The following is a 22,775-nucleotide window of genomic DNA, read 5'->3' on the forward strand; positions in this document are numbered from 1 at the left end:
CTCCATTCAAGAGTCGAGAAAAGTGAAGAGTGAAGGGAGTCTCGAACCGGTAGGATCCACACGTATCAGCAGCTATTCTTGGGTTGGACGTCCGCAGTGACGTTCGCACTCAGACCATCACCAGTGACTTCGACGGCCACGGGTTCGGTCGCATGTCCATTGTACGACCATGCTTGTCCCGTTTCGAGGACTGTATTGATCTCGTGTTTCCCCTTGTCGTCGTAGATCGCGACGACTCTGAACGCTTCGCGATACCGATTCGTCACGTGAATCCGGACTGGATTTGTACCGTTTCCCTGACTCTTGTTACTGGGCTTGTTGCACACCTGCACACCGACGTAGGCCTCGCTATTTTCGACCACGCTCACTTCGACGCTTCGCTCCGCGCTGACGCTGGTGAAGCCGCCGCTCCCGACGGCCAGTGCGGAGACCGCGGCGACGGCGAGGACGAGACTCAGGAAGCGACGTCGGCGCATGATCAGGGCTCGAGTTCCGGCGGCTGATCAGTCTCGCCGACGCGCGACTCGCGCGCGAAGTAGGTGTGGACCGCCGCGGAGACGGTGAACGCCGCGACCACCGCGATGCCCCACGCCAGATCCGAGAGGAGCGTGAATGGCCAGGCGTTCACCCACAGCGCGAGCATCAGCGCCGTCCCGACGGTCGAGAGTCCGAGGTAGTACACGCTCCACGGAATCTCTCGCCCCCGAACGACGTCCATGTACACCTCGACGTCGTCCAGCGCCGGCGTCGGTTCGACGAGTCCGCGGTTCTCGTCGTACTCTACGACTCCCGCGTCGTCCATCTTCGGGAGGTGGGACTGCTGGAGGGCCGTGTACACGCGCTTTCGCTGGTCGTAGGACACCTGGTCGACCTCGGTGTCGTACTCCCACGCCGCGACCTGCTCGGCGATATCGCCGATCTCGGTCGCGCGGTCCTCGCGCTTCAGCGCGTGCATCGCGTATCGACGCCGCCTGTTCGAGAGCACCTCGAACAGCTCGTCATCGGTCGGCTCTTCGGCAAACTCCCCACCCCGTTGCCGCGATGCTGATGACACGACCTATTGTCTGACGTAATCTGCCATAAGTGTTGGTGAACTTTCACTCTAGGGCGCCTTAATTACTTCAGTCTATGATCGCGTACCGTGGGGTTTTAGCCCTTGAAACCGCCCAATATCCGGATTTCTGCGACTGACCTCAGTGGTGTGGATCGACGTCGAGCAACCCGGTTCAGGCCCCGCCATCCGCTCTTCGACGGCGCACTCAGGCCCACCCTGTCGGGGGTGCAGGGGCGGCCATCCGGGTCTTCAGGCCGAGCCAGTCACTCAACGTCACGTCGCAGGTGGAGGTTGAAGACCTGTCAGGTCGCTCATTACCACATGGGGTAGAGACAAAGGGGTGAGTGAGTGCTTCCGGGGGAACTCGGGGGCACCGAGGTAAGACAACTATGCAACGACGCAAGTTCCTCGCCGCAATGGGATCGCTCACCGCCGCCGGGGCGGCTGGACTCGGTACTGGTGCGTTCAGTAGTGTTCGGGCAACCCGTGACGTCTCTGTGAACGTCGCGGATGACAGCAGTGCACTACTCAAGTTGAGCAAGAGCTCCAGTAACGAAAATGCTGAGTACGCCGATGGGAGCGCTACTCAGATGGCAATCAACCTGAACAGCTCGGCCAGCGGTACGGAGACAGGGTCAGGGATCAACGCGGACGCGACAACGATCATTCACGACATCTTTAGTGTTGAGAATCAGGGGACGCAGTCGGCAATTGTGTATGTCCCTCCGTCCAGTCTCGGTGCTGATGCCTTCAACATGAGCGACGACGGCATCTATATTGACCCGCAGCTCTCCAGTCCCGCACACGGCACTGATGATTCTGCATTGGGAACGCTCCCAGATGGTACGAAATACGGTAGTTTCACAAACATCGGTGGAACGCTCCTCAGTAAGGGGCTCACAATGCCCGAAGCGTGGGATGATTCTGTGACCTCTACCGCTCCTCTCGGGCAATCTGTCTACCTTCTTAACCCTGGTGAGTCGTTCGACTTCGGCCTCTACCTCAAGACGAACGACAACCCGACCAGCTCCAAAACGTACAGCATGGATATCCTTGCTGACGCCAACCTAGCGACTAAGTACGGTCTCGGTACGACGAACAGCGGTACCTAAAATCTCCGTCTCAAGATACGTGGCCTAGCCAATGAAACGAAGACAACTACTCACCGGGCTCGTCGCACTCACCGGTGGAGGGAGCCTCGCGCTCAGCTCTGGCGCGTTCACGAGCGTCAGCGCCGAACGCACGGTCTCCGTTAGTGTCACCGACGATGACACCGCACTCTTAAGGCTCACACAGCGTGGTAGTGGACGACGCTCATTCACCGACGGGGCAACCGAAACGATCGGATTCGACTTTCCTGACCCAGATGAAAACGAATACGGTGGCACCGACCCCGAGGGCCTCGGCACCGACTCCGTCTATCGGTTCGGCGGCGACGCCGCACACGACGAGACGGGGCTCTTCGCCGTCGAGAACCAGGGGACGCAGCCGGTCCACGTCTACAGCACGCAAGCGACGACGGCGGGCGTCCCTGACGTGACGATATACGATGTCGAGTCCGGTGACCTTCTAACGAAGGAAAGTCCGTCACCCGCGATGGACCCTGGCCACCGATGTCTCTGCGGGCTCGAGATCGACACGCACGGCGTGCCCGTCCGCGAGGAAGAGTACGACGTGACGCTCACGATTAACGCCGTCGCGACCGATAGCGACTGACGACGCCGGCGACTTCCTCCATACCCGTATTCCCCTTTCACTCAATGCGACGCCTCCTCGTCGTCCTGATCGCGTTCGCCCTCGCGGGAACGCTCGTGTTCCCGTCGGGAGCCGTGCCGCTACTCGGCGCGGCGGATCCGGTCAGCGAGGAGGTCACACTCGCACCCATTGACGCACCGAACGGTGACTACGCCTATCTCGAAGATGGCGAGCTCGTCGTCGACCTCACGGCCGCGAACCCGAACGTCTCGGGGGAGGGGATCAACGACGACGCGATCACGACCGTCGACGACGTCTTCCTGATTCACTACAACGGCTCGCAGTACGCGGATGTCTGGGTGACCGACGGGTCCGAGGACGTCACGTTCTACGCGCGCGGGCACCCGATCCAGTCCGAGGCGAACAACGTCACGCTCGGGCCGAACCGGTCAGTGGCCGTCGGGTTCTCCGTCGACACGAGGGGACAGACGGTCGACGGGCTGATCGACGATCTCACTGTCCACGCAAAGGTGGCCGAACCACCCAAGAACGGGAGTCAGACCGCAAGTGTCGGCGCGCTCGGCGGCGATACGGTGTCGGTACAGACCAGCGTACCGAACGCGACGACCCGTCGCTTCGAGATCTCCGATGCGGACGTCGGCGAGGAGATCGTCCTCGACGCCGAATCGCTGGTGCTCGACCGTGACCAGGCCGACGCGACGCTTACTCTCGACGAACTCGTCGTGACTGCCGGGAGCGACGACGTCGATCTCGAAGCCACCGTGGTGGAGCGGCCGTCAGTCGGCGGCGCCGGGAGCGAGACACTCGGCGCTCTCGCGATCAACGTCGAAAGAGGGAACGTCGAGAGCGCGACACTCCGCTTCAGCGTTGCGCGGTCGTACCTCGCCACGCGCGGACTCGACGCGGACCAGCTCGTCGTCTATCACGGCGGCGATGGAGAGGGCGAAGGGTGGATGACACTCGACGCGACAGTCACCAAGTCGAGCGGCGAGCGCGTTCACTTCGAGGCCGAGACGCCAGGTTTCTCGCAGTTCGTCGTCGCCGCGCGCGTGCCCAGTATCGGGGTTACGGACGCGGGACTCCAGTCGTCGACGATCACAGCCAACGAGACGGCGACCGTGACGGCACAGGTCAAGAACGACGGCGCCACAGCGGGCGAGCGAAACGTGACACTCGCGCTTAACGGGACAGTCGTCGAGACGCGAACCGTCGCACTCGGCCCGCAGAGCTCGACGACAATCCAGTTCACGGTCGCTCCTCCGACCGGCGAACACACGGTTCGGGTGGGTGGCGTCAAGGCCGGAACGCTCACCGTCGAGTCGCTTCCGACGATCAACGAAGGGTCCGGTGGTGCGGCGACTAGGACGGAGACAACTACGACGCTCGACGCGACGACCACCGACGCCGTACAGGCCAATAATCAGCTCGCCGCCGAGCCATCGGGACTCGGTCTCGGGTCGCTCGGCGGGCTCGTTCTAGCGCTCGCCCTACTCGTGGCCGTCCTTGTGTTAGCCCGGCGTGCTCCCTGGCGGTAGCGCTTTTGTGGCGCACTCCTCATTTCGGTATGGTGCCAACACTGGGCCCGAACTCGGTGCAGTCGTTCGCAAAGATAATCCGGCAGTCGGTCCGGCTCCTGACATCCTCCCACGACTGAACAGTAGGTGCCGAAGTTCAAGACAGATTTGATCGACCACCGACGGGAAGGGGAGTGAAATGAACACGATTTACTGGTGTTTGCTTCCTAGCCATACGCTCGTCAAGCTATCTGAGTCCCTTGAAGAAGGCTGCAGAAAGCCTTGCCAGTCGGCAGCGGCGTGCTGACCCGGGCGAGCCCGGGTCAGCCGCCGCATCCTCTTCTATCCATCTGGCAGCGATAGGACGAACAGCCGAAACAAGGCTGTCGAGACGGCTGGTCGATCAGTCAACACTCGCTGCTCAACCAAACAGAAACACACCAGAATCCACAGGTTGTACATCGCCACAGCGAACAGAAACTCGAATAACCGCACCGCGAACGTCGGCGACGACGTTCGCGGAAGGAACTCACCTATCTTCCGGTAGGACGTCTCTATCCCCCACCGACGCCGGTACGCCTCCGCAAGCGGTTCGGCGAACTCCACCGAGACGTCACGATTGGTCACCAGACACAACGAGTCGTCGTCCCGACTGCGGTGCGGGACGACGACGAGTGTCACCGAAACTCGTCCGGTCGGTGGATTCTTTCTCACCATCTCGTAGTCGGTGACGAACGTGGGTTCATCGTGGGCGTCAAGCGCGCGCTTGACGCCCACTGTCTTCGGCGCACGCACGACGAATTCGACGTCAAGATCGGCTAATGTCTCGATGAGAGCAACTCGATAGAATCCACGGTCACAGTAAACGCGGTTGATTTGGACGAACTGGCGTGCGGTGGCGATGAGTCGGCGGATAGACTCCCGCAAGGTGCGGGAGTCATCCGCCTCGATCGATTCGCACGCTAAGGTGAATCGGACGGCTGGATCGACAATACAGAGTGTAACGAACGCGTACGCAAGGTTCGTTCCACGGTCTGGATTGATCGCGCAGACGTGCGGTGTCTCGGCCGAGCCGTAGTAGAGCCACTCGTGAATGTCTAACGCGACGTCGACCGGCCGAGCGAACGCCCGCTGTCGGCGGGCGTGAGCGAACGTGACTGCCCGGACACCATCGAACTGAGCGTCGATGGTGTCCGGGCTGAGTCCACGAAGATGATAGAGAAGTGATTTCGCAAGCGGACTCCGGTTTTGGAGATCGATGTCTTCACCGCGAGCTAGCTGCAGCTCTTTCGCGGTTGTATGGACGAATTCGCCGTCGAAGGCACTCCGAGCGAGGACTTTCTCGAAGTCCTCGCTCGGATACAATCCATTCGGTTTCGTAGCAAAATCGAGCCCCGTGAACAGCAGCGACGAGGCAGCACGAGACAGCTGTTTCGCCTCAGTTGCGTGAATCATACCACAGATAGGTCACCGACAACGAAAACGACGACTCAGCTACTTCGGCACCTACTGTGAAGTCGTGGGCTTCCTCCGTCACAGACGGGGCCCACGACCAGGGAGGTTCGTAGGTCCTCTCCATTCACAGTCCGGGAGAGACCTGCGTTCAGGGCCGTGCCAGAACGGCCCCCGGTGGAGAGAGTGGCCTCGGTTCCTTGCGTACTAGTGCTTCCCTCCACCTCGGTATCCCTTCCCATGTTGGGACAGGATCCCTATAGAATGTATGCGGCAGTATACCAAGACTCTATCGGATTCATCCCACGACTTCAGTCGTGGGCTTTCTCCTTGAACTAGTGTAACTGTGCGCTGCTTGCGCTTGTGCCGGCGCTGCTCGTCGCTGTCTTCTTCCCGCAGGTGGTCCGCCGATAGCTTGTGTTCGTCTACACTGACCCGACGCTGGTGACCGCCTACATGGCCAATTTCGTCCACATGGAGGTAACACTCTTTGCGGGCCTCTTCCGGGCCGGTAAGCGCGACGACAGCGGTGTGCTAGGTGACGCTTGACGTTCATCGTACTCTCGTGAATCCTAGTCGCGGCCGATAGCACCTCCTTGAACCCGGCGAGCCAGCCAACGTACCACCCGATCATGGCGTAGCACTTCGTGCAGGAATCGATGAGGGCAACGTCGTCCATCTCCGCGAGCGCAGCGACGTTCGTGGGGAACTTCCCTGTACATCTGCCAGGTATCCCCGTCGGGAGCGACCTCCACCGGTGGCCCGGAAGTCCGTGCGGTCGTAAACTCGTCCCATGGGGTTCGACGGCGAGTTCAACAGCACGGCCGAGATGTCGTCGTGAATCGCTTCAATGAGGTGGTTGGCATAAACGGTGTATCCCGCTTCTCTGGGTGGAAGACCTCGACTGACGTGGTCGGGCCTGTGCGAAGCAGTTGGGACACAATGTGGTGGACGATCACGTCCTCGCCGTCGCCGCGGTTTCCGCGCTGGCTGTCGGGAGCGGCGGGTTCAGCAGCGTCAGCGCCGATCGAATTGTGGAGGTCAACGTCGTCGAGAGCCAGAATGCGTATGTGGGCGTGCTGGCCTGCGAGAAGGCAAACGCGACGAGCAACGCAACCAAAAACGGGACAAATCCCGTCCGGATCACCGTCACGAATCGATACACCGAGGCAATCACAGTCGTCGCGATTCACGACGACCGCGGCACAACAATCCCACAGAAGACAAAGGCCTCACTCCGGCCCGGTGAGAGTCAGCACTTCAGCGGGCATGCAAACGAATCGGTGATCGTCGATATTGCCGGCGATGGACTCAGTGCAAACATTACCGCAGACGTCCGGCAAAAGGGACGTTGCTGAGACGGGTTAGGCGATTTCACCACCCTTCTGGATAGCGAGTACCAAGACCTCTTCAGAGAGTACGTTTCGTCTGTCTCAACAGGGACGTCAGGAGTGAGAGAGTACGTTTCGTCTGTCTCAACAGGGACGTCAGGAGTGAGAGAGTACGTTTCGTCTGTCTCAACAGGGACGTCAGGAGTGAGAGAGTACGTTTCGTCTGTCTCAACAGGGACGTCAGGAGTGAGAGAGTACGTTTCGTCTGTCTCAACAGGGACGTCAGGAGTGAGAGAGTACGTTTCGTCTGTCTCAACAGGGACGTCAGGAGTGAGAGAGTACGTTTCGTCTGTCCCAGCCAGAGACGTCGTAAGTGAGAGAGTACGTTTCGTCTGTCTTCGCCAGAAGGCGTCGACCCACGTCGAGAGTACGTTTCGTCTGTCTTCGCCAGAAGGCGTCGACCCACGTCGAGAGTACGTTTCGTCTGTCTCAGCCAGAGACGTCGCGAGTAGGAGAGTACATTTCGTCTGTCTCAGCCAGAGACGTCGCGAGTAGGAGAGTACATTTCGTCTGTCTGGACCAACCTCTCACTGGGGAGTGATACTCACTAAAACCGATACTCGAAGAGACACGCTCGAGGAGTACCACACTCCTTCCACAAAGAACACAGCCCCCACTTTCCCACCAGACTCCCCCAGCGTCGAACACCATGGGCCACCGACCACGAAAGCCGAACTCCACAATACGGACAGACCACCCGTCGTTGTGCACGTCGATATCGGAGATCCGGTGTGTTCTCCACACGGCCATCGCTCAAGTGACCGCCAGCCTGACGACGATCCGTATCGAAGCCGACTGCAGAGGGACGTCGAGACCCGAAACCCCCGCAAATAGAGTGTACACGAGGTCGATGAGCCGTGAGAATTTGCACAGCGAGAATAACTCACTAAGAACACCGGAGATGTCTTTTCGACCGCTCTCCACTCGTCGTTGTAGATGTACAGGGACCTCGATCTTCCGCAAGATGGCCAGTCACGTTCGCGACGACGGCTGTGCAGGACTCGCTGTACATGCCCCGGTGAGTGATAATCGACCGCTAAACCACCTGAAACCCAGATATTACTGTTTCGCCGGCGGCGAGCCAGACTCGTCTGCCGCGATCGAAATCACGAATCGCGCGGACACCCGATAGTTCGGCGCTCTACCCCCAAATCTGGCTGTGCATCTGACTGGATCGTCGAGGGATCGACGTCGGATTGAGCGGGGGTGCCAGCCACCGGCGCCGTCGACAGCGAGTGGGCCGTACAGACAGGCCGGTGTATCTCGGCGGCGATTGTGACTACGCGATAGATAACCGATCGTCCGATCGCCATGCCTTCGAGAGCCGTACAATCGAGGGTTACCTACCGGTCGTGAAGAGTCGGCTACTGGAACAGGGCGATCCGACTTTGTGCAGGGGCTCGATCGATGGCCTCACAGTTGCGGCGTCGGCGACGTGACTATCGCCGGTGAGGTCGTCCTCGATGTGGATATGGACGGTGTCGCGACCGCCGTCGCGAGGTGCCCGGCCACGGGAGCACGTGGGTGCATGAGGATGGCGACGTCGCCATGGTCGCTTGGTGGCAGGCCAACAATGGGTGTCGAGTCAGTGTCTTGTGGACCGAATCGGGTCGGTCGAAGCAAGCTTGGTCGCCGACGAGATATGGCCGAGACTTCAGAACCAGGGGTCGCGATTGTGCGCCGTGGACAACTCACCGAGTGTGGAGTGAGTGATGATTTCCCGAGAACGTAGAGACCCTATCGGACACCCCCAAATCGGCGCTGTGCATCCTCCCTGTGCATTTTCGAAATTGGAGACTGCGGGTTTCAACCGGTTCAAACCCCAAAACTCGATCGCCAGTGTGGAAAGTGACTGATCGAGACGGGAATCGACGTCGCGTAACCCGCGGACACCCGATCGTTCAGGTCTATCTCCCCGATTCTCGCTGTAACTTTCTCGGAGGGAATCCGACCTGAGCGTCGGCGACAACCCGATACGGATCGGTGAATCCCTTCCTCGAAAACCAGGACTAGCAGACCCAAATAGCCGAATTTTGGTCGATACAGTGTTTCGATTATCCACCTGCTGGATGGCTTCCCCAGTTTATCGTGGCTTGCTCCGATGTCGGTCACGTTGGCTCGACACTATTGTCCGACTACTTCCGGACGAAATCGGTCGCTGTACATCCACTCTTAGCGATAGAGATGTAGCAAGAGGTCCTCTCCGATATACACAACCGTTGAATGTCGCTGTGCAAGACTGAACCAGCGACCATTAGACTACAGACCAGTGAACACCCACCGGAGGGTTGTTGGGGAATTGTCGGTCGTATACAAGAACCCACCCAAAACTATTGGTACACGTACTCGCCTATCACTTCGCAATGACCAGCGCATCCGCACTCCGTGGGGGAGTACTCCGGTGGTACGAACGGTACCTCGGCGAACCCGAGACCGAGATGGACGTCTTCGTGGGGTTCTCCCTCTTCGCCGGCGGCGTCGCGATGGGCCTGCTCGGCTTTGGCGTCTTCGCGGGTAGCCTGACCGTCCCGGCCGAGGACATGCTCTTCTGGCAACTCCGCGAGGTGGCCGTCCCGCTGGCGGCCCTCGCGCTCCCGGTGTTTACCCTCGGCGTCGTCGTGTTGCTCCCCGTCGACCACCGCGCGCGCTACCTCGCGGGTGGTGGACTGCTCGTCTGTCTCGCCGCAATGGGTGTCTTCGTCGCGACCTACCCCTACGACTGGAACGTCCAGACCGGCGCCGACTACAGCGGTGTCGGCATCGCCATCTACGCGTTCGGCCTCGTCGTAAGCGTCGTCGCGACCGGTGCCGCGCTCGTCAGCTACCACGTCCAGCGCTCGCGCGCGCCCGAAACAGTGACGGCTGCAGTGGACCCCGAGACGAGCCCCGACAGTTCGGGCGCGTCGAGCGGTCGTGATTCGGTCTCCGACGAACAGGTCGAACAGGACATCGCGGAAGCGATGGAGGGAACCGAGTTCTCCTGGGGCGGGGTCGCCTCGCCGGAGACCACCCGCCTGACGTTCACCGAGGACGAGGTCGACGAGGCGACGGTTTCGGGGAACTTCGACCCCGACTCGGCGACCCAGACCCGCTCGGCCGGCGTCGACGACTCCGTAGCCAACCTCCGCAAACTCCAGGGCCGCGAGAAACAGGAGGCGACCGGTGGGAGCACCGACGACCAGGCCGCAGCGCTCCGCGAACTCCGCGAGCAACAGCGCGCCGAAGAACTCGCGACGGCCGACGACGAGAGTGTTCTGGACCGTGTCCGTGGGCTGTTCGGTCGTGACGAGTCGTAAGTTACACTAGTTCAAGGAGAAAGCCCACGACTGAAGTCGTGGGATGAATCCGATAGAGTCTTGGTATACTGCCGCATACATTCTGTAGGGATCCTGTCCCAACATGGGAAGGGATACCGAGGTGGAGGGAAGCACTAGTACGCAAGGAACCGAGGCCGCTCTCTCCACCGGGGGCCGTTCTGGCACGGCCCTGAACGCAGGTCCCTCCCGGACCGTGGATGGAGGGGACCTGCGAACCTTCCCGCTCGTGGGCTCCGTCTGTGACGGAGGAACCCCACGACTTTAGTCGTGGGAGGATGTCAGGCGTTGAATATCCGTAACGCTCATGGGAAGCACGTTGTTGGTGTGTTAGAGAACGGTTCGGACGATTTCTTTGAGAGCCTCTCGACCTGGTTTGCGGAAGATTCGTCGCCGGAGCTGGAATGCTCTGAGATAGGGCGTTAGCTTGTCTTTTGAGACGCCTCGATGCGGCGAGAGCCACCGTCGCGCCAGCGACGCGTGGCTCTCGCAAGTGTTCACGTGTGTGTCTTCATCGACGTATTCACCCTCGCCGTGAATCACCGCTTCTCGCTGGAAATTCTCGTCGTCTTCGAGTGGATCGTATGCTCGAAATCCGTCGGTGTAGACGGTGAGCGACTCCTCCTCGCGGTCGCCGAGGAGGAGTCGCACGGTTGATTCGTCAGCGGATTTCGCTGGCACGACGTATCGCTGATCGCTGCCGCGATCAACGAGTGTGAACACCGGTGGCTTGTCTTCGGCGTAGCTTCCACGACCACGTTTCGAGAGGCCACGCGAGCGCGACTCTCGGTCGCGCTCGCGGCCTTTCAGCCCTGCAGTAACGTACACTTCATCGATTTCGACTGGGCCAACGAGATCGATAGCTGGCGCGTCGAGCGTTCTGGCGAACTGCTCGACGCGCCGCCGAAGCGACCGGTAGGAGACGTCGAGTTCAGCGTCAGTTGACGAATACTCGTGTTGAACCGGAGTAACGTGTAGAACGCGAAGAAGAGCTTGTCAAGGCCGATCTTCGCGTGCGCGAAGATCGTGCCGGTCTTGGGGTTGAACGTGCGGTCGCAATCCTTACAGAGATACCGTTGATACTGTCGATAGCTGCCGTGTTTGATCACTGACTCAGACCGGCAGCGCGGGCAGTAGAGGCCATCACGCCAGCGAACCTGCTCCAGCAGGTTCGCGGCGCTCGCCTCTGAGTTCAGCAATTCAACTGGGAACATTGCATCGGGTGACGCGTTCGCGTCACCCTTGCCCGCTACGCTTCAACAGCGCCAGCTCTACTCAACCAACAACCTGCTTCCGAAGAGCGTATCCGTAAATACTCCATACATTTATTACGAGGAACATCCCTCTCACTCGCATGGCGAAAGGTCTCGACGTCGGCACCATGAACATCCTCTCCAGCCGTCAGGACGGCGACGAGACGGTGTTCGTCCAGCAGCGCAACTCCTTCGTGGAGATCGAGTACAGCGACATGGCCGAGCAGATGCTCGCCCGTAGCGACGTCCTCCACATCAAGAAGGACGACAAGGTGTACGTCGTCGGCGACGACGCGCTCAACTTCGCGAACATCTTCAACCGCGAGACGCGCCGGCCGATGCAACACGGCATCCTCTCCAGCGACGAGCAGTCGGCCATCCCGATGATCAAACTCATCATCGAGCAGGTCGTCGGCGACCCCGCCTACGAGGGCGAGAAGCTCTACTTCTCTTCGCCGGCGGACCCCGTCGACGACGACCTCTCGACGCTGTACCACGAGAAGACCGTCGAGTCCTTCCTCACCGCCCAGGGGTACGACGCCGAACCCATCAACGAGGGGATGGCGGTCATCTACTCCGAACTCGCCGACCAGAACTTCACGGGCCTCGGCATCAGTTTCGGTGCCGGGATGACGAACGTCTGTCTGGCCTACTACGCCGTCCCCGTGATGACGTTCTCCATCGCCCGCGGCGGCGACTGGATCGATCAGCAGGCCGCCCGCGCGACGGGCACCGCGGTCGACAAGGTCACCTCCATCAAGGAGGACGACTTCGAACTCGACTTCACTACCGACATCGGCGGCGTCGAAGGCGCACTCTCCATCTACTACGAGAACCTCCTCGACTACGTCATCCAGAACGTCGTGACAGAAGTCGACGAGGAGGACGTCGAGGAAGGCCTCGACGTGCCCGTCGTCGTCACCGGCGGGACCGCCTCACCCGACGGCTTCGAGGCGCTCTTCGAGAACCACCTCAACAACGCGAGTCTCCCGTTCAACGTCAGCGGCGTCCGTCGAGCCCGCGAACCGCTTCACAGCGTCGCTCGCGGCGCGCTGGTCGCTGCTCGCTCCGACGAAGACGAGGCGGCCGCCCGCGCCGACGCCGCAGAGGAGCGAGAGCCAGTCGAGTAGGACCGCTACGTCCGCGAGTACGTTTCGCGGAACCGTTCGAGTGCTGCGTCCCAGGACTCGCGCTCGACCGGGTGGGCAGTGTGGTCCGCGTCGGCGTCGAGGAATCCGCAGTCGTCGCAGGCGACCGTCTCGTATCCGAAGAAGACGTAAGAACTGAGTGTGCCGCCACACCGCGGGCACTGTCCGTTGGGTCCGGCAGCGTCGCCCTCGCCGTCATCACGGCCGACGTCTTCGACACGCTCGACGACGTCGATCAATTCGGTTTCCTCCGGTTCACCGTCGACGGCCATACGGAGTGCGTTAGCACTCCACCTATTTGGGTTTGATCGGGATGACGTCCGAGGGCGTATCGAAGTCGTGGTAGTGCTCTCCCTTCTCCTTCGAGAGGATATCGAGGGCGGCAGCGGCGCCGTCGCCCGCGGAGATGATGGCCTGCCACTCCTGGTCACGGACCATCGCGCCGGTCGCGTAGAGGTTCTCGACGCTCGTCTCCATGTCCACGCCCACGTCGACGACGTCACCGTCGAACGTACAACCCACTTCCTCGGCGAGGTCGCGGTTCGCGCCGGTCGCGAGGACGACGTAGTCGGCGTCGTACTCACCCTCCGCTGTGGAGACAGTGAAGCCGTCGTCGTGAGACTCGACGCCCGAAACCTCCTCCTCGCGAAGGTCGACGCCGTGATCTTTGGTCGCTTGCTCGCGGGCGCGCTGGATGAAGACATCGCCGTCCATCGAACGGATGCCCAGGTAGTTGTACAGGTGGGCCTTGTGCAGCCACGTCTCGTCCGTGTCGAAGACGACGGTGTCGAGGTCGTTCTTGCTCGCGAACAGTCCTGCGCTCAGGCCGGCGGGGCCACCGCCGACGACGATTACATCAGTCATACGTTGGTAAGTCTCACGGCTTCGACTTAAGGTTCCTCGCCGGAGAGAATCTCACGGGTTCGACGGTGTCGATAGCGAAACATCGCTTCGAAGGCGAGGTTGCTCAACGCTCCGGGGACTGCGAGTGGGAGTCGGTAGCGAATCCGGTCGCGGACGAGTGTGCGCTCGTCGTCGCCGAAGAACTGGTGGGTGTGCTCCCACTCTGGGAACGGGCCGTCACGCATGGTGTCGACAAAGTAGGCCGTATCGGACCGGCGCTCTCGCGTTGCGATGTGGGAGACGACGTGCTGGCGCGGACCGAGACCGAAGGGACGTACCGAGAGGTAGATGTCGGTCCCAGCGACGAGTTCGTCGCTCGCTGGGTCGGCGTCGGTCGTGGCGTCCGTGGGCCGGTCGATTCGCTCGACACGGAGGTGCATCCAGTCGGGAGTCAGCGCTCGGAGGCCGTCGACCGCGGAGTGGAACGCCCAGACGTCGTCGAGTGGGGCGTCGAGCCACGTCTCGCGTTCGTAGGTGGGCACGGCTACGGAATCGGGAGCGGAGACGAAAAGTGTGCGGGCGGAGAGTTATCGAGTCACTTCAGTCGTTCCTGCAGGAACGAGGGGTGGGCGGCGGTGACGCCGTCGATTTCGAGGATCTCGTCGTTGATGACGGCGCCGAGTTCACCGCCGTCGTCCGCACGAACCTCGGCCATGAGCATGTGGTCGCCACTGGACGTGTACAGCGAACGGATGGCGTCCATCTCGCGGAGTTCGCGTGTCGCCTCGACGTAGCGTTCGGACGCGACGTCGATGCCGACCAGCGCGATGCTCTGACTCGAGAGTTTCTTCGGGTCGACCTCGGCGGTGTAGCCCACGATGACACCCTCGTCTTCGAGTTTGTTGATGTACTTCCGGACCGTCGGCTTCGAGACGTCGGCACGATCCGCAATCTCGGTGTAGGACGCCTGGGCGTCGTCTTCGAGGGCTTCGAGGATGCGCTCCTCGGTCGACTCGCTACTCACACGACGTTGTTTGGCGTCGGAGAAAAAATACCTTCCGAATCAGAAACCGCCACCCCGCGCGTCGAATGTTCTCGGACGACGGTACGGGGGTGGTGGCGTCGAGTGGCGCTACTCGTGGCGCTCGATGAAGTCGTACGAGCGCTCCCACTCGGCGTCTTCGTCCCAGTAGCGCTCCGCGAGCGAGTCTTCGGGCATGTCGCCGCGGTGTTTCTTCTCCTCGGGGTAGGAGCGACGTCCCTCCTCGACGAAGAAGCGGCCGGTGAGGACTTCACCCTCGTAGAGGGCATCCTCGGCCTTGCGGGCCATCTTCTCGGCCTGCTCCTTGTCGTGGATGTCGTGGTCGTAGTCGTCGGAGTCCTGGATGTCGATGTAGGGGACGTACTGACGGGCGTCCTTGTTCCAGGTCGGACACTGCGTGAGGAAGTCGATGTGGGCGAACCCGTCGTGCTCGACGGCCTCCTTGATGATCTCCTTGGCCTGGTTGGGGTTGACCGCGGCCGTCCGAGCGACGTAGGACGCACCGGAGGTCAGCGAGAGCGACAGCGGCCGGATGGGGCTCTTCGCGTTCCCCTTCGGCTGGGTCTTCGACTTGTGGCCCTTCGGCGACGTCGGGGACGTCTGTCCCTTGGTGAGGCCGAAGACCTCGTTGTCGAAGACGATGTAGGTCATGTCGTGGTTCTCGCGGGCGGAGTGCATGAAGTGGTTCCCGCCGATCCCGTAGCCGTCGCCGTCACCGCCGGCGGCGATGACTTCGAGCCCGGGGTTGGCGAGCTTCGCCGCGCGGGCGACCGGCAGCGAGCGACCGTGGATGGTGTGGAAGCCGTAGCTGTCGAAGTAGCTGTTGAGCTTCCCGGAGCAGCCGATCCCCGTCGCGAGGAGGATCTCTTCGGGGTCGCGGCCGAGGTCCGCCATCGCACCCTTCAGCGCCTTGAGGACGCCGAAGTCACCACAGCCCGGACACCACGTGGGCTGAGGTTCGATGCTCGGGGTGAACTCGTCTTGCTCTACTTCTCGGTCGGATCCGATTGCGTTGAACGCACTCATGGGTTAGTCACCTGCTTTCGGGGGTTCGAGACGCGTCTGACTGGACGGCTCCTCGAGGCGGCCCTCCGCCTCGATCTCGGCGGCCTCGACGATCTCGGCCGGCTCGAACGGCTCCCCGTTGTACTTCAGGAAGCTCCCGAGTCGGTCGCCGTACTCGCCGATGTTCCGCTGGATGTGGCCGCGAAGTTGCGCCGTCGAGTTCATCTCGACGACGAGTGCCTTCTCACAGCTCTTGATGAAGTCGGCCACCTGTGCCTCGGGGAAGGGCGCGAGCTCGCCGATGTGGAGCGCCTTCGTGGGCGTCCCCGACTCGTTGAGCGCGTCGACGGCCTCCTCGACGGTGCCGGACTGGCTGCCGTAGGAGATGAGACCGATGTCCGCGTCCTCGTCGCCGTAGTGCTCGAGGCCTTCGTCGGCGTCGAGGTCGGCGCGAATGTTCCGAAGCTTCTTCTCACGGCGCTCGACCTGTGCGACGCGGTTGTCGGGGTCCTCGCTGATGTGGCCGGCCGGGTTGTGCTCGTTGCCGGTCGCGAGGTAGTGTCCACCCTTCTGGCCCGGAATCGAGCGCGGGCTGACGCCCTTCTCGACATCGTGCTGGAAGCGGTGGAACTTCCCGTCCTCCGTGTGAGGCATCTCGGCGATCTCCTCCTCGGAGACGACGCTGCCGAGGTCGGGGTTCGGTTCGCGGTCGAAGAAGCTCTTGTCGACGTTACGGTACTCGCCGCCGAGCTTCTGGTCGTAGAGGACGATGACCGGAATCTGGTACTCGTAGGCGACCTGGAAGGCACGCCGGGAGTACTCGTAACACTCCTTGGGGTCGCTCGGGGCGAACACCACACGGTGGGAGTCGCCCTGCGACGTGTAGAGGACGTGTTCGAGGTCGGCCTGCTCGGGCTTCGTCGGCATCCCCGTCGAGGGACCCGCGCGTGCGGCTTCGAGCAGGACGAGCGGTGTCTCGGTCATCTCGGCGAGACCGAGCGGTTCGCTCATCAGAGCGAACCCGCCACCCGAGGACCCGGACATGGACTTCACGCCGGCGTGGGAGGCGCCGACGGCCATCGCGGCCGCGGCGATCTCGTCTTCGACCTGCTCGGAGATGCCGCCTACGTCGGGCATGAGCTGCGTCATGATGGTGTAGGCGTCCGTCCACGGCGTCATGGGGTAGCCGGCGATGAACCGGCAGCCCTCGTCGATGGCGCCGTAAGCGATGCCGTGGCTCCCGGAGACGAGGACTTGCTCCTCGTCGTGCTCGCCCTCGGGGGCGGTCACGTCGGGCGCGTCCACGTCGTACTCCTCTTGGACGGTCTCGTAGGCGTCCTCGAGGACGGCGAGATTCGCTTCGAGGATGTCTCCGCCCATCGCGTCCTTCATCAGGTCCTCGATGTACTCGAGATCGAGACCCGTGATGGCGGCAGTGACACCGACGCCGGCGGTGTTCCGCATGATCTCGCGGCCGTGCTCCTTGGCGAGACTCCGGAGGTCGAGGTCGTAGACGTGCCAGTTGTTCTCCTCGACGCGCTCGTCGAAGTCTTCGATCTCCGAGGCGTCGAGCAGCCCGGAGTCGTAGACGATGACGCCGCCCTCGCGGAGTTCGTCGAGGTTCTCCGAGAGGGGCTTCAGTTCCTCGTTCCCGTAGTAGGCGCCCTCCTTCGGGTTCCGCGCGAAGGAGTCGCCGAGCGCGAGGAGGAAGTTGTACCCGTCGCCGCGCGACTTGACGTCGTGGGCGGCCGCCCGAATCTCGACGTAGGTGTGGCCGCCACGGATGCGGGACGGATAGTGCCGGTGCGTGAAGACGTTGAGCCCCGAACGCATCAACGCCTTAGCGAAGTTCTGGCTCGTCGAGTCGACTCCGTCGCCAGAGCCCCCTGCAACTCGCCAGATGAGTTCGTCGTCAGTCATAGTTTAGCTCCTGGCCCCCTGCGTGTGGGCCACTACCAGAAGATTCGAACGTCACCTACTAAATCGTTTGCCATCCATTAACAAGCAAAAATAATGAGAGATACCGGCCTTGCAGTGGTCGTTCGTCCACCGAATCAACGGAAGGCTACCGGTTCACGTATCGTTAAAGAAATCTGATTGTTCAGGAAGGCTACGATGCCCGGAGCAGAAAGATGAGTTGACAGACTATACCAGATTCCACAATTCGAAGTAGGTCAGCGACCTAACCCGCCCTGCTCCGATATCTGCAGGATGTTCCGCATATTGAGGTAGATCTCCTGTGGATCCGTCTCCTCGTCGGGGTCGTAGAGGTCGCTGACGCGGTGGACGGTCGCGGCGAGTTTCTCGGCTTCCGAACTCCCTTCGTCCCGGAGGTCGTCGGCGACGGCACGGAGGACGTCGCGTTTCGTCTCGTCGTCGAACGTCTCGCTCATGGTTCAGAGCTGCTGGCGGCGGATGATGCCCGCCATGTTCGCGACGTTCCCCGAGAGCTCGCGGAACGCGCCACCGACGTCGCTGTCCTGGTCAAGGACGATGGGCTTGCCCTCGTCGCCGCCCGCGCGGACGCTCGGGTCGAGCGGGATCTTCCCGAGGAAGGGGAGGTCGTTCTCCTCGGCGAACTGCTCGCCGCCGCCGGAGCCAAAGATGTCGTGTTCGCCGCCGCAGTCCGGACAGCGGAACGTGGACATGTTCTCGGTGATACCCAGCACAGGCGTGTCGTGGCGGCCGAACATCTGGAGGCCCTTGCGGGCGTCGTCGATGGCGACCTGCTGGGGCGTCGTGACGACGACTGAACCGGTGAGCGGCATCGTCTGGAGCATCGTGAGTTGCGTGTCGCCCGTCCCCGGCGGGAGGTCGACGATGAGGTAGTCGAGGTGACCCCACTCGACGTCCTCGATGAGCTGAGTGAGGACCTTGTGGACCATCGGACCACGCCAGATAACCGGGTCGTCCTCGCCGACCATGAACGCCATGCTCATCAGTTTCATGCCGTACTTCTCGGGCGGGACGATAGTCTCGTCCTCGGTGGCCTGCGGGTGCTGGTCGGCGTCGACCATCCGCGGGACGTTCGGGCCGTAGATGTCGGCGTCGAAGAGACCGACGCGGGCACCGCGATCCGCGAGACCCGCCGCGAGGTTCACCGAGACGGTACTCTTCCCGACGCCACCCTTCCCGGAGGAGACGGCGATGACGTTCTCGACGTTCGGCAGGACCTCGCTGCCGGAGTCGGGGACGTGTGCGGAGAGCTCCGCGGTGATCCCTTCCTCGGCGAGCGTCTCGCGGACGCGGTTCGCGATGGCCGTCTCGCTGGGCGAGTAGGGCGCACCGAGTGCGAGCGAGATGTGAACGGTCTCCTCGTCCTCCCAGTCGATGCTGTTGACGAGATTCAGCGAGACAATGTCGTCGCCGAGCTCGGGGTCCTCGACACTTCGGAGGAGTTCCCGGACGTCCTCAGTATTCATGGTCGCTCTTAGGGGCCGTACGCCGAATAAGGATTGCGTCCCCGGAATCGTAACCAGTAGTGGTTACGAACGGGGGTCTGGTACCCGGAAGCTTAAGCAGTTCCGGGGTCGACTGTCTCCCATGCTCGAGGACGAGTTCGGGCGGGAGGTCACCGGTGTCCGCGTCTCTCTCACGGACCGGTGTAACTTCGACTGTGTCTACTGTCACAACGAGGGGCTCGGGGACACGCGAGGACCGATGGACGCGCGTGACCACGAGATGAGTACCGACGACGTGATTCGCTTCCTCGAAGTGGTCGAGGAGTTCGGCGTCGACTCGGTGAAGTTCACCGGGGGCGAGCCGATGCTCCGCGACGACATCGAGGAGATCATTCGGCGGACGCCCGACTCGATGGAGGTCTCGATGACGACCAACGGGACGTTCCTGCCGGATCGCGCCGAGGACCTGGTCGACGCTGGTCTTGAACGCGTCAACGTCTCACAGGACGCCCTCGACGAGGAGGCGTTCAAACACGTCACGCAGAGCGGGGCCTACGACCGGGTCATCGAGGGCGTGAAGGCGGCCGTCGACGCCGGGTTGGACCCGGTGAAGTTGAACATGGTCGTCTTCGAGAAGACCGCGGGCTACGTGCCCGAGATGGTCGACTACGTCGCCGACAACGACGGGCTCCAACTCCAGCTCATCGAGTTCATGCCCGAACTCGTCGGCAAGCCCGAGTGGGCCGTCGACATCGGCCGCGTCCACGACTGGCTCGCCGAGCAGGCCGACGAGATCGAACACCGCGAGATGCACGACCGCCGACGCTACTGGATCGGCGGCGACTCCTCGGAGGGCGGGATGGTCGAAATCGTCGACCCGGTGGGTAACGAGACGTTCTGCGCGAACTGCCATCGCGTGCGCGTGACACACGAAGGATACCTCAAAGGGTGTCTCAACCGCAACGACGACCTCCGCTCGATGGGCGAGATGACGAAAGACGAGATTCGCGAGACGTTCCGCGAGGTCGTCGCGAACCGCGTCCCGTACTACGGCGAGTACATGGTCGAGGACGGCGACGGTGGCTGGGAAGTCAACGACAAGTACATCGAAGCTCCCGAAGTCTGAGCGTCGATTTCGGACGACGGGAGGGAGTCACACGCCACTCCCGATTCGATTGTTTTAAGTCGGGTGGCTGATTACGTTGGATTGCGCTACACTGTAGGGGCACCGGGTCCCGAGTCCGTCAGGGCGACTGTAAACGAATGCGTGTCGTGGTAGCCTAGCCTGGTCAAGGCGCTGGGTTGCTAACTCAGTGGCGTGAGCCTCCGGGGTTCGAATCCCCGCCACGACGCTGCACACCCGACCAACCACACCCACACCAAACATGAGTTCAGAAGAGCAAGAAGCCGGTGAGGGCGAAGAGGAGGAGATCCAATACTTCGTCCGGATCGGCAAGACTGACCTCGACGGCACCAAGACCGTCGAGCGTGCTCTCTTCGAGATGGCCGGCATCGGTCGCCGCGCCGCTCGGGTCGTGGCCGAGAACGCCAACGTGAACCGGAAGGCGACGCTCGGCCGACTCGACGACGACGAAATCGATCGCGTCGTCGAGGCCGTCGAGAACTTCGGAGACGAGGTTCCCGACTGGCTGGCCAACCGCCGGAACGACTTCTACACCGGCGAGACTGAGCACGTCACGGGCAACGACGTCAACCTGAAGCGCAATCACGACATCAACCGGATGCGGATGGTCCGCTCCTACAAAGGTGTTCGTCACGAGCGCGGTCAGAAGGTACGCGGCCAGCGGACGAAGTCCACCGGCCGTACCGAGGGCACCATCGGTGTCAACGTCGAAGAGCTCCGTGAAGAAGCAGCAGAGGAAGAGGAGGGCGGTGAATAATGGCGCTCGGTGAGAACACGAAGTTCTACGAGACGCCGAACCACCCGTACCAGGGCGAGCGCATCGCCGAGGAACACGACCTCGTCTCGCGCTACGGCCTGAAGAACAAAGAAGAACTCTGGCGCGCCCAGTCCGAGCTGCGCTCGATGCGCCGCGAGGCCCGAGAGCTGCTCGGCCGGATTTCCGAGGACGAGACCGAGAGCGAGGAGTTCGTCTCCCGCCTCCAGCGGATCGGTATCCTCGGCGAGAACGACGAACTCGACGACGTCCTGTCGCTCGAAGTGACGGACATCCTCGAGCGTCGTCTCCAGACGGTCGCCTACCGACAGGGTCTGGCCAACACGGTCACGCAGGCCCGCCAGTTCCTCGTCCACGGTCACATCACCGTCGACGGAAGCCGCGTCACCGCGCCTTCCTACAAGGTCGAAGTGACCGAGGAGGACGCCATCGAGTTCGACGAGAACAGCCCGCTCACAGACGAGCTGCACCCAGCTCGCGCGGGTAATCAGGAGTGATCATCAATGGCTGAAGACGAATCCAAATGGGGCATCGCCCACGTCCACGCCTCGTTCAACAACACGGTCCTGACTATCACCGACGAGACCGGCGCCGAGACGATCGCGAAGTCGTCCGGCGGTGCTGTCGTCAAGCAGAACCGTGACGAGGCGTCGCCGTACGCGGCGATGCAGATGGCCGAGAAGATCGCAGAGGAAGTCAAAGAACAGGGCGTCGAAGGTGTCCACGTCCGTGTCCGCGGTCCTGGTGGGAACCTCCAGCAGAACCCCGGTCCCGGCGCACAGGCGACGATCCGAGCGCTCGCACGTGCGGGCCTCGAGATTGGCCGCATCGAGGACGTCACGCCCATCCCGCACGACGGGACGCGACCGCCGAAGAACAGCGGCTACTAACACACAATGGCATCGGACTTCGACGTCGAATTCATCGACCACGGCGACCGGGAATCCAAGTTCCTCCTCCGCGGAGCGACGCCCGCGTTCGCCAACGGCATTCGCCGGGCCATCCTCGCGGACGTCCCCACGCTCTCCATCGACACCGTCCGGTTCGTGGAGAACTCCAGCGTCATGTTCGACGAGAACCTGGCACTGCGGCTGGGGCTCGTCCCGCTGACGACGCCCGACGACCTCGAACCCGGAGACGAGATCACGCTCGCCCTCGACGTCGAGGGTCCGGGCACCGCCTACTCGGGCGACCTCGTCAGCACCGATTCGCAGGTCGAACCCGCCGACACGAACGTGCCCCTCATCGAACTGAAAGAGGATCAGCGCCTCGAACTCGAGGCCGACGCGGTCCTCGGGCACGGCCGTGACCACGCGAAACACCAGGGCGGCGTCGCGGTCGGCTACCGGCACCTCCAGCGCGTCGAAGTCGTCGGAGATGCCGCCGAGTACGCCGACGAAGAGACGAAGATCGCCCGTGGCGTCATCGAGGACGACGGCGAACTGGTCGACACCGACGAGTTCGACAACGACCTCACCGAACGCTACCCAGGCAAGGAAGTCGAGCTGACGGACGTCGAGAACGCCTTCGTCTTCCACGTCGAATCCGACGGCTCGATGCCCGTCGACGAATTGGTCCTCCGAGCGGTCGACACGTTGTACGACCGTGCGGACGAACTCGAATCCGCGGTCCAACTGTAAGTAATGCAGTTCAACCCCACTCACACGGCCGGCGACGCGCCCTACGCGCTCCGAGCGACGGCGCCGTCCCCGGACTTCACTAT

At 62.2% G+C, this 22,775-nt stretch carries 23 protein-coding genes, 1 tRNA gene and 1 pseudogene; 13 read left to right on the top strand and 12 right to left on the bottom strand.

What is annotated here, in order from left to right; all coding sequences use genetic code 11:
• Positions 1 to 65: 65 nt before the first annotated feature.
• Positions 66 to 476 carry a hypothetical protein gene (locus P0Y33_RS03435; RefSeq protein ID WP_279529163.1) on the bottom strand — a complete coding sequence of 137 codons (411 nt, stop codon included), beginning with the start codon at positions 474 to 476 and terminating at the stop codon, positions 66 to 68.
• Between the two features lie 2 nt (positions 477 to 478).
• Positions 479 to 1,054, bottom strand: coding sequence for a DUF7344 domain-containing protein (locus P0Y33_RS03440; RefSeq protein WP_279529164.1), 576 nt, complete (start codon positions 1,052 to 1,054; stop codon positions 479 to 481).
• 389 nt (positions 1,055 to 1,443) lie between these two features.
• Here P0Y33_RS03440 and P0Y33_RS03445 point away from each other — a divergent pair, with 389 nt between their 5' ends.
• The 3 genes from P0Y33_RS03445 to P0Y33_RS03455 are packed head-to-tail and all read left to right on the top strand — an operon-like array spanning position 1,444 to position 4,305.
• Positions 1,444 to 2,166 carry a hypothetical protein gene (locus tag P0Y33_RS03445; RefSeq protein ID WP_279529165.1) on the top strand — a complete coding sequence of 241 codons (723 nt, stop codon included), beginning with the start codon at positions 1,444 to 1,446 and terminating at the stop codon, positions 2,164 to 2,166.
• Between the two features lie 31 nt (positions 2,167 to 2,197).
• Positions 2,198 to 2,770, top strand: coding sequence for a hypothetical protein (locus tag P0Y33_RS03450; protein ID WP_279529166.1), 573 nt, complete (start codon positions 2,198 to 2,200; stop codon positions 2,768 to 2,770).
• A 44-nt stretch (positions 2,771 to 2,814) separates the two neighbouring features.
• Positions 2,815 to 4,305, top strand: a complete 1,491-nt coding sequence (locus P0Y33_RS03455; protein ID WP_279529167.1) for a PGF-pre-PGF domain-containing protein — start codon at positions 2,815 to 2,817, stop codon at positions 4,303 to 4,305.
• Positions 4,306 to 4,626: 321 nt separating this feature from the next.
• On the opposite strand, the gene P0Y33_RS03460 is transcribed toward P0Y33_RS03455, so the two are convergent.
• A complete protein-coding gene (locus P0Y33_RS03460) occupies positions 4,627 to 5,739 on the bottom strand; it encodes a transposase (protein ID WP_279529168.1) in 1,113 nt (370 codons plus the stop codon).
• A 414-nt stretch (positions 5,740 to 6,153) separates the two neighbouring features.
• Here P0Y33_RS03460 and P0Y33_RS03465 point away from each other — a divergent pair, with 414 nt between their 5' ends.
• The 3 genes from P0Y33_RS03465 (at position 6,154) to P0Y33_RS03475 (ending at position 10,423) form a co-directional block, all read left to right on the top strand.
• Positions 6,154 to 6,285 (top strand): hypothetical protein, encoded by a 132-nt coding sequence (locus tag P0Y33_RS03465; RefSeq protein ID WP_279529169.1) that lies wholly within the window; start codon positions 6,154 to 6,156, stop codon positions 6,283 to 6,285.
• Positions 6,286 to 6,683: 398 nt separating this feature from the next.
• Positions 6,684 to 7,094: a hypothetical protein gene (locus P0Y33_RS03470; RefSeq protein ID WP_279529170.1), complete on the top strand. Its 411-nt coding sequence runs from the start codon at positions 6,684 to 6,686 to the stop codon at positions 7,092 to 7,094.
• 2,396 nt (positions 7,095 to 9,490) lie between these two features.
• Complete coding sequence (locus P0Y33_RS03475; protein ID WP_279529171.1) at positions 9,491 to 10,423, top strand: DUF7139 domain-containing protein; 933 nt, start codon at positions 9,491 to 9,493, stop codon at positions 10,421 to 10,423.
• Between the two features lie 348 nt (positions 10,424 to 10,771).
• Here P0Y33_RS03475 and P0Y33_RS03480 read toward each other — a convergent pair.
• A pseudogene (locus tag P0Y33_RS03480) lies at positions 10,772 to 11,655 on the bottom strand (IS1595 family transposase).
• Between the two features lie 140 nt (positions 11,656 to 11,795).
• Between P0Y33_RS03480 and P0Y33_RS03485 the strand changes: the two are divergent.
• Complete coding sequence (locus P0Y33_RS03485) at positions 11,796 to 12,824, top strand: disk-shape morphogenesis protein volactin (RefSeq protein WP_279529172.1); 1,029 nt, start codon at positions 11,796 to 11,798, stop codon at positions 12,822 to 12,824.
• A gap of 5 nt (positions 12,825 to 12,829) precedes the next feature.
• Here the strand turns inward: P0Y33_RS03485 and P0Y33_RS03490 are convergent, their stop codons facing one another.
• From P0Y33_RS03490 to P0Y33_RS03525, 8 genes are all read right to left on the bottom strand, one after another.
• Positions 12,830 to 13,114, bottom strand: a complete 285-nt coding sequence (locus tag P0Y33_RS03490; RefSeq protein ID WP_279529173.1) for a hypothetical protein — start codon at positions 13,112 to 13,114, stop codon at positions 12,830 to 12,832.
• Positions 13,115 to 13,136: 22 nt separating this feature from the next.
• Positions 13,137 to 13,706 carry an NAD(P)/FAD-dependent oxidoreductase gene (locus P0Y33_RS03495; RefSeq protein ID WP_279529174.1) on the bottom strand — a complete coding sequence of 190 codons (570 nt, stop codon included), beginning with the start codon at positions 13,704 to 13,706 and terminating at the stop codon, positions 13,137 to 13,139.
• Positions 13,707 to 13,732: 26 nt separating this feature from the next.
• Complete coding sequence (locus P0Y33_RS03500) at positions 13,733 to 14,227, bottom strand: SRPBCC family protein (RefSeq protein WP_279529175.1); 495 nt, start codon at positions 14,225 to 14,227, stop codon at positions 13,733 to 13,735.
• Positions 14,228 to 14,280: 53 nt separating this feature from the next.
• Positions 14,281 to 14,709, bottom strand: coding sequence for an HTH-type transcriptional regulator LrpA1 (gene lrpA1, locus P0Y33_RS03505; RefSeq protein ID WP_279529176.1), 429 nt, complete (start codon positions 14,707 to 14,709; stop codon positions 14,281 to 14,283).
• A gap of 108 nt (positions 14,710 to 14,817) precedes the next feature.
• Entirely contained in the window at positions 14,818 to 15,753 is a 936-nt protein-coding gene (locus tag P0Y33_RS03510; protein WP_279529177.1) for a thiamine pyrophosphate-dependent enzyme, read from the bottom strand.
• 3 nt (positions 15,754 to 15,756) lie between these two features.
• On the bottom strand, positions 15,757 to 17,652 hold the full coding sequence (locus P0Y33_RS03515; RefSeq protein ID WP_279529178.1) for a 2-oxoacid:acceptor oxidoreductase subunit alpha: 1,896 nt from the start codon (positions 17,650 to 17,652) through the stop codon (positions 15,757 to 15,759).
• 254 nt (positions 17,653 to 17,906) lie between these two features.
• Positions 17,907 to 18,125: a hypothetical protein gene (locus tag P0Y33_RS03520; protein WP_279529179.1), complete on the bottom strand. Its 219-nt coding sequence runs from the start codon at positions 18,123 to 18,125 to the stop codon at positions 17,907 to 17,909.
• A gap of 3 nt (positions 18,126 to 18,128) precedes the next feature.
• Positions 18,129 to 19,154 (bottom strand): Mrp/NBP35 family ATP-binding protein, encoded by a 1,026-nt coding sequence (locus P0Y33_RS03525; RefSeq protein WP_279529180.1) that lies wholly within the window; start codon positions 19,152 to 19,154, stop codon positions 18,129 to 18,131.
• Positions 19,155 to 19,275: 121 nt separating this feature from the next.
• Here P0Y33_RS03525 and moaA point away from each other — a divergent pair, with 121 nt between their 5' ends.
• The 6 genes from moaA (at position 19,276) to P0Y33_RS03555 (ending at position 22,692) form a co-directional block, all read left to right on the top strand.
• Complete coding sequence (gene moaA / locus P0Y33_RS03530) at positions 19,276 to 20,259, top strand: GTP 3',8-cyclase MoaA (protein ID WP_328518038.1); 984 nt, start codon at positions 19,276 to 19,278, stop codon at positions 20,257 to 20,259.
• 143 nt (positions 20,260 to 20,402) lie between these two features.
• Positions 20,403 to 20,485, top strand: a tRNA-Ser gene (locus P0Y33_RS03535).
• Between the two features lie 33 nt (positions 20,486 to 20,518).
• Positions 20,519 to 21,034: a 30S ribosomal protein S13 gene (locus P0Y33_RS03540; protein ID WP_279529181.1), complete on the top strand. Its 516-nt coding sequence runs from the start codon at positions 20,519 to 20,521 to the stop codon at positions 21,032 to 21,034.
• Positions 21,034 to 21,549: a 30S ribosomal protein S4 gene (locus tag P0Y33_RS03545; RefSeq protein ID WP_279529182.1), complete on the top strand. Its 516-nt coding sequence runs from the start codon at positions 21,034 to 21,036 to the stop codon at positions 21,547 to 21,549. The genes P0Y33_RS03540 and P0Y33_RS03545 overlap by 1 nt, the downstream gene beginning before the upstream one ends.
• Positions 21,550 to 21,555: 6 nt before the next feature.
• On the top strand, positions 21,556 to 21,942 hold the full coding sequence (locus P0Y33_RS03550; protein ID WP_279529183.1) for a 30S ribosomal protein S11: 387 nt from the start codon (positions 21,556 to 21,558) through the stop codon (positions 21,940 to 21,942).
• A gap of 6 nt (positions 21,943 to 21,948) precedes the next feature.
• Complete coding sequence (locus tag P0Y33_RS03555) at positions 21,949 to 22,692, top strand: DNA-directed RNA polymerase subunit D (RefSeq protein ID WP_279529184.1); 744 nt, start codon at positions 21,949 to 21,951, stop codon at positions 22,690 to 22,692.
• The last annotated feature ends 83 nt before the right edge of the window (positions 22,693 to 22,775 follow it).

Source organism: Halospeciosus flavus (assembly GCF_029814175.1).
Classification (GTDB): domain Archaea; phylum Halobacteriota; class Halobacteria; order Halobacteriales; family Halobacteriaceae; genus Halospeciosus; species Halospeciosus flavus.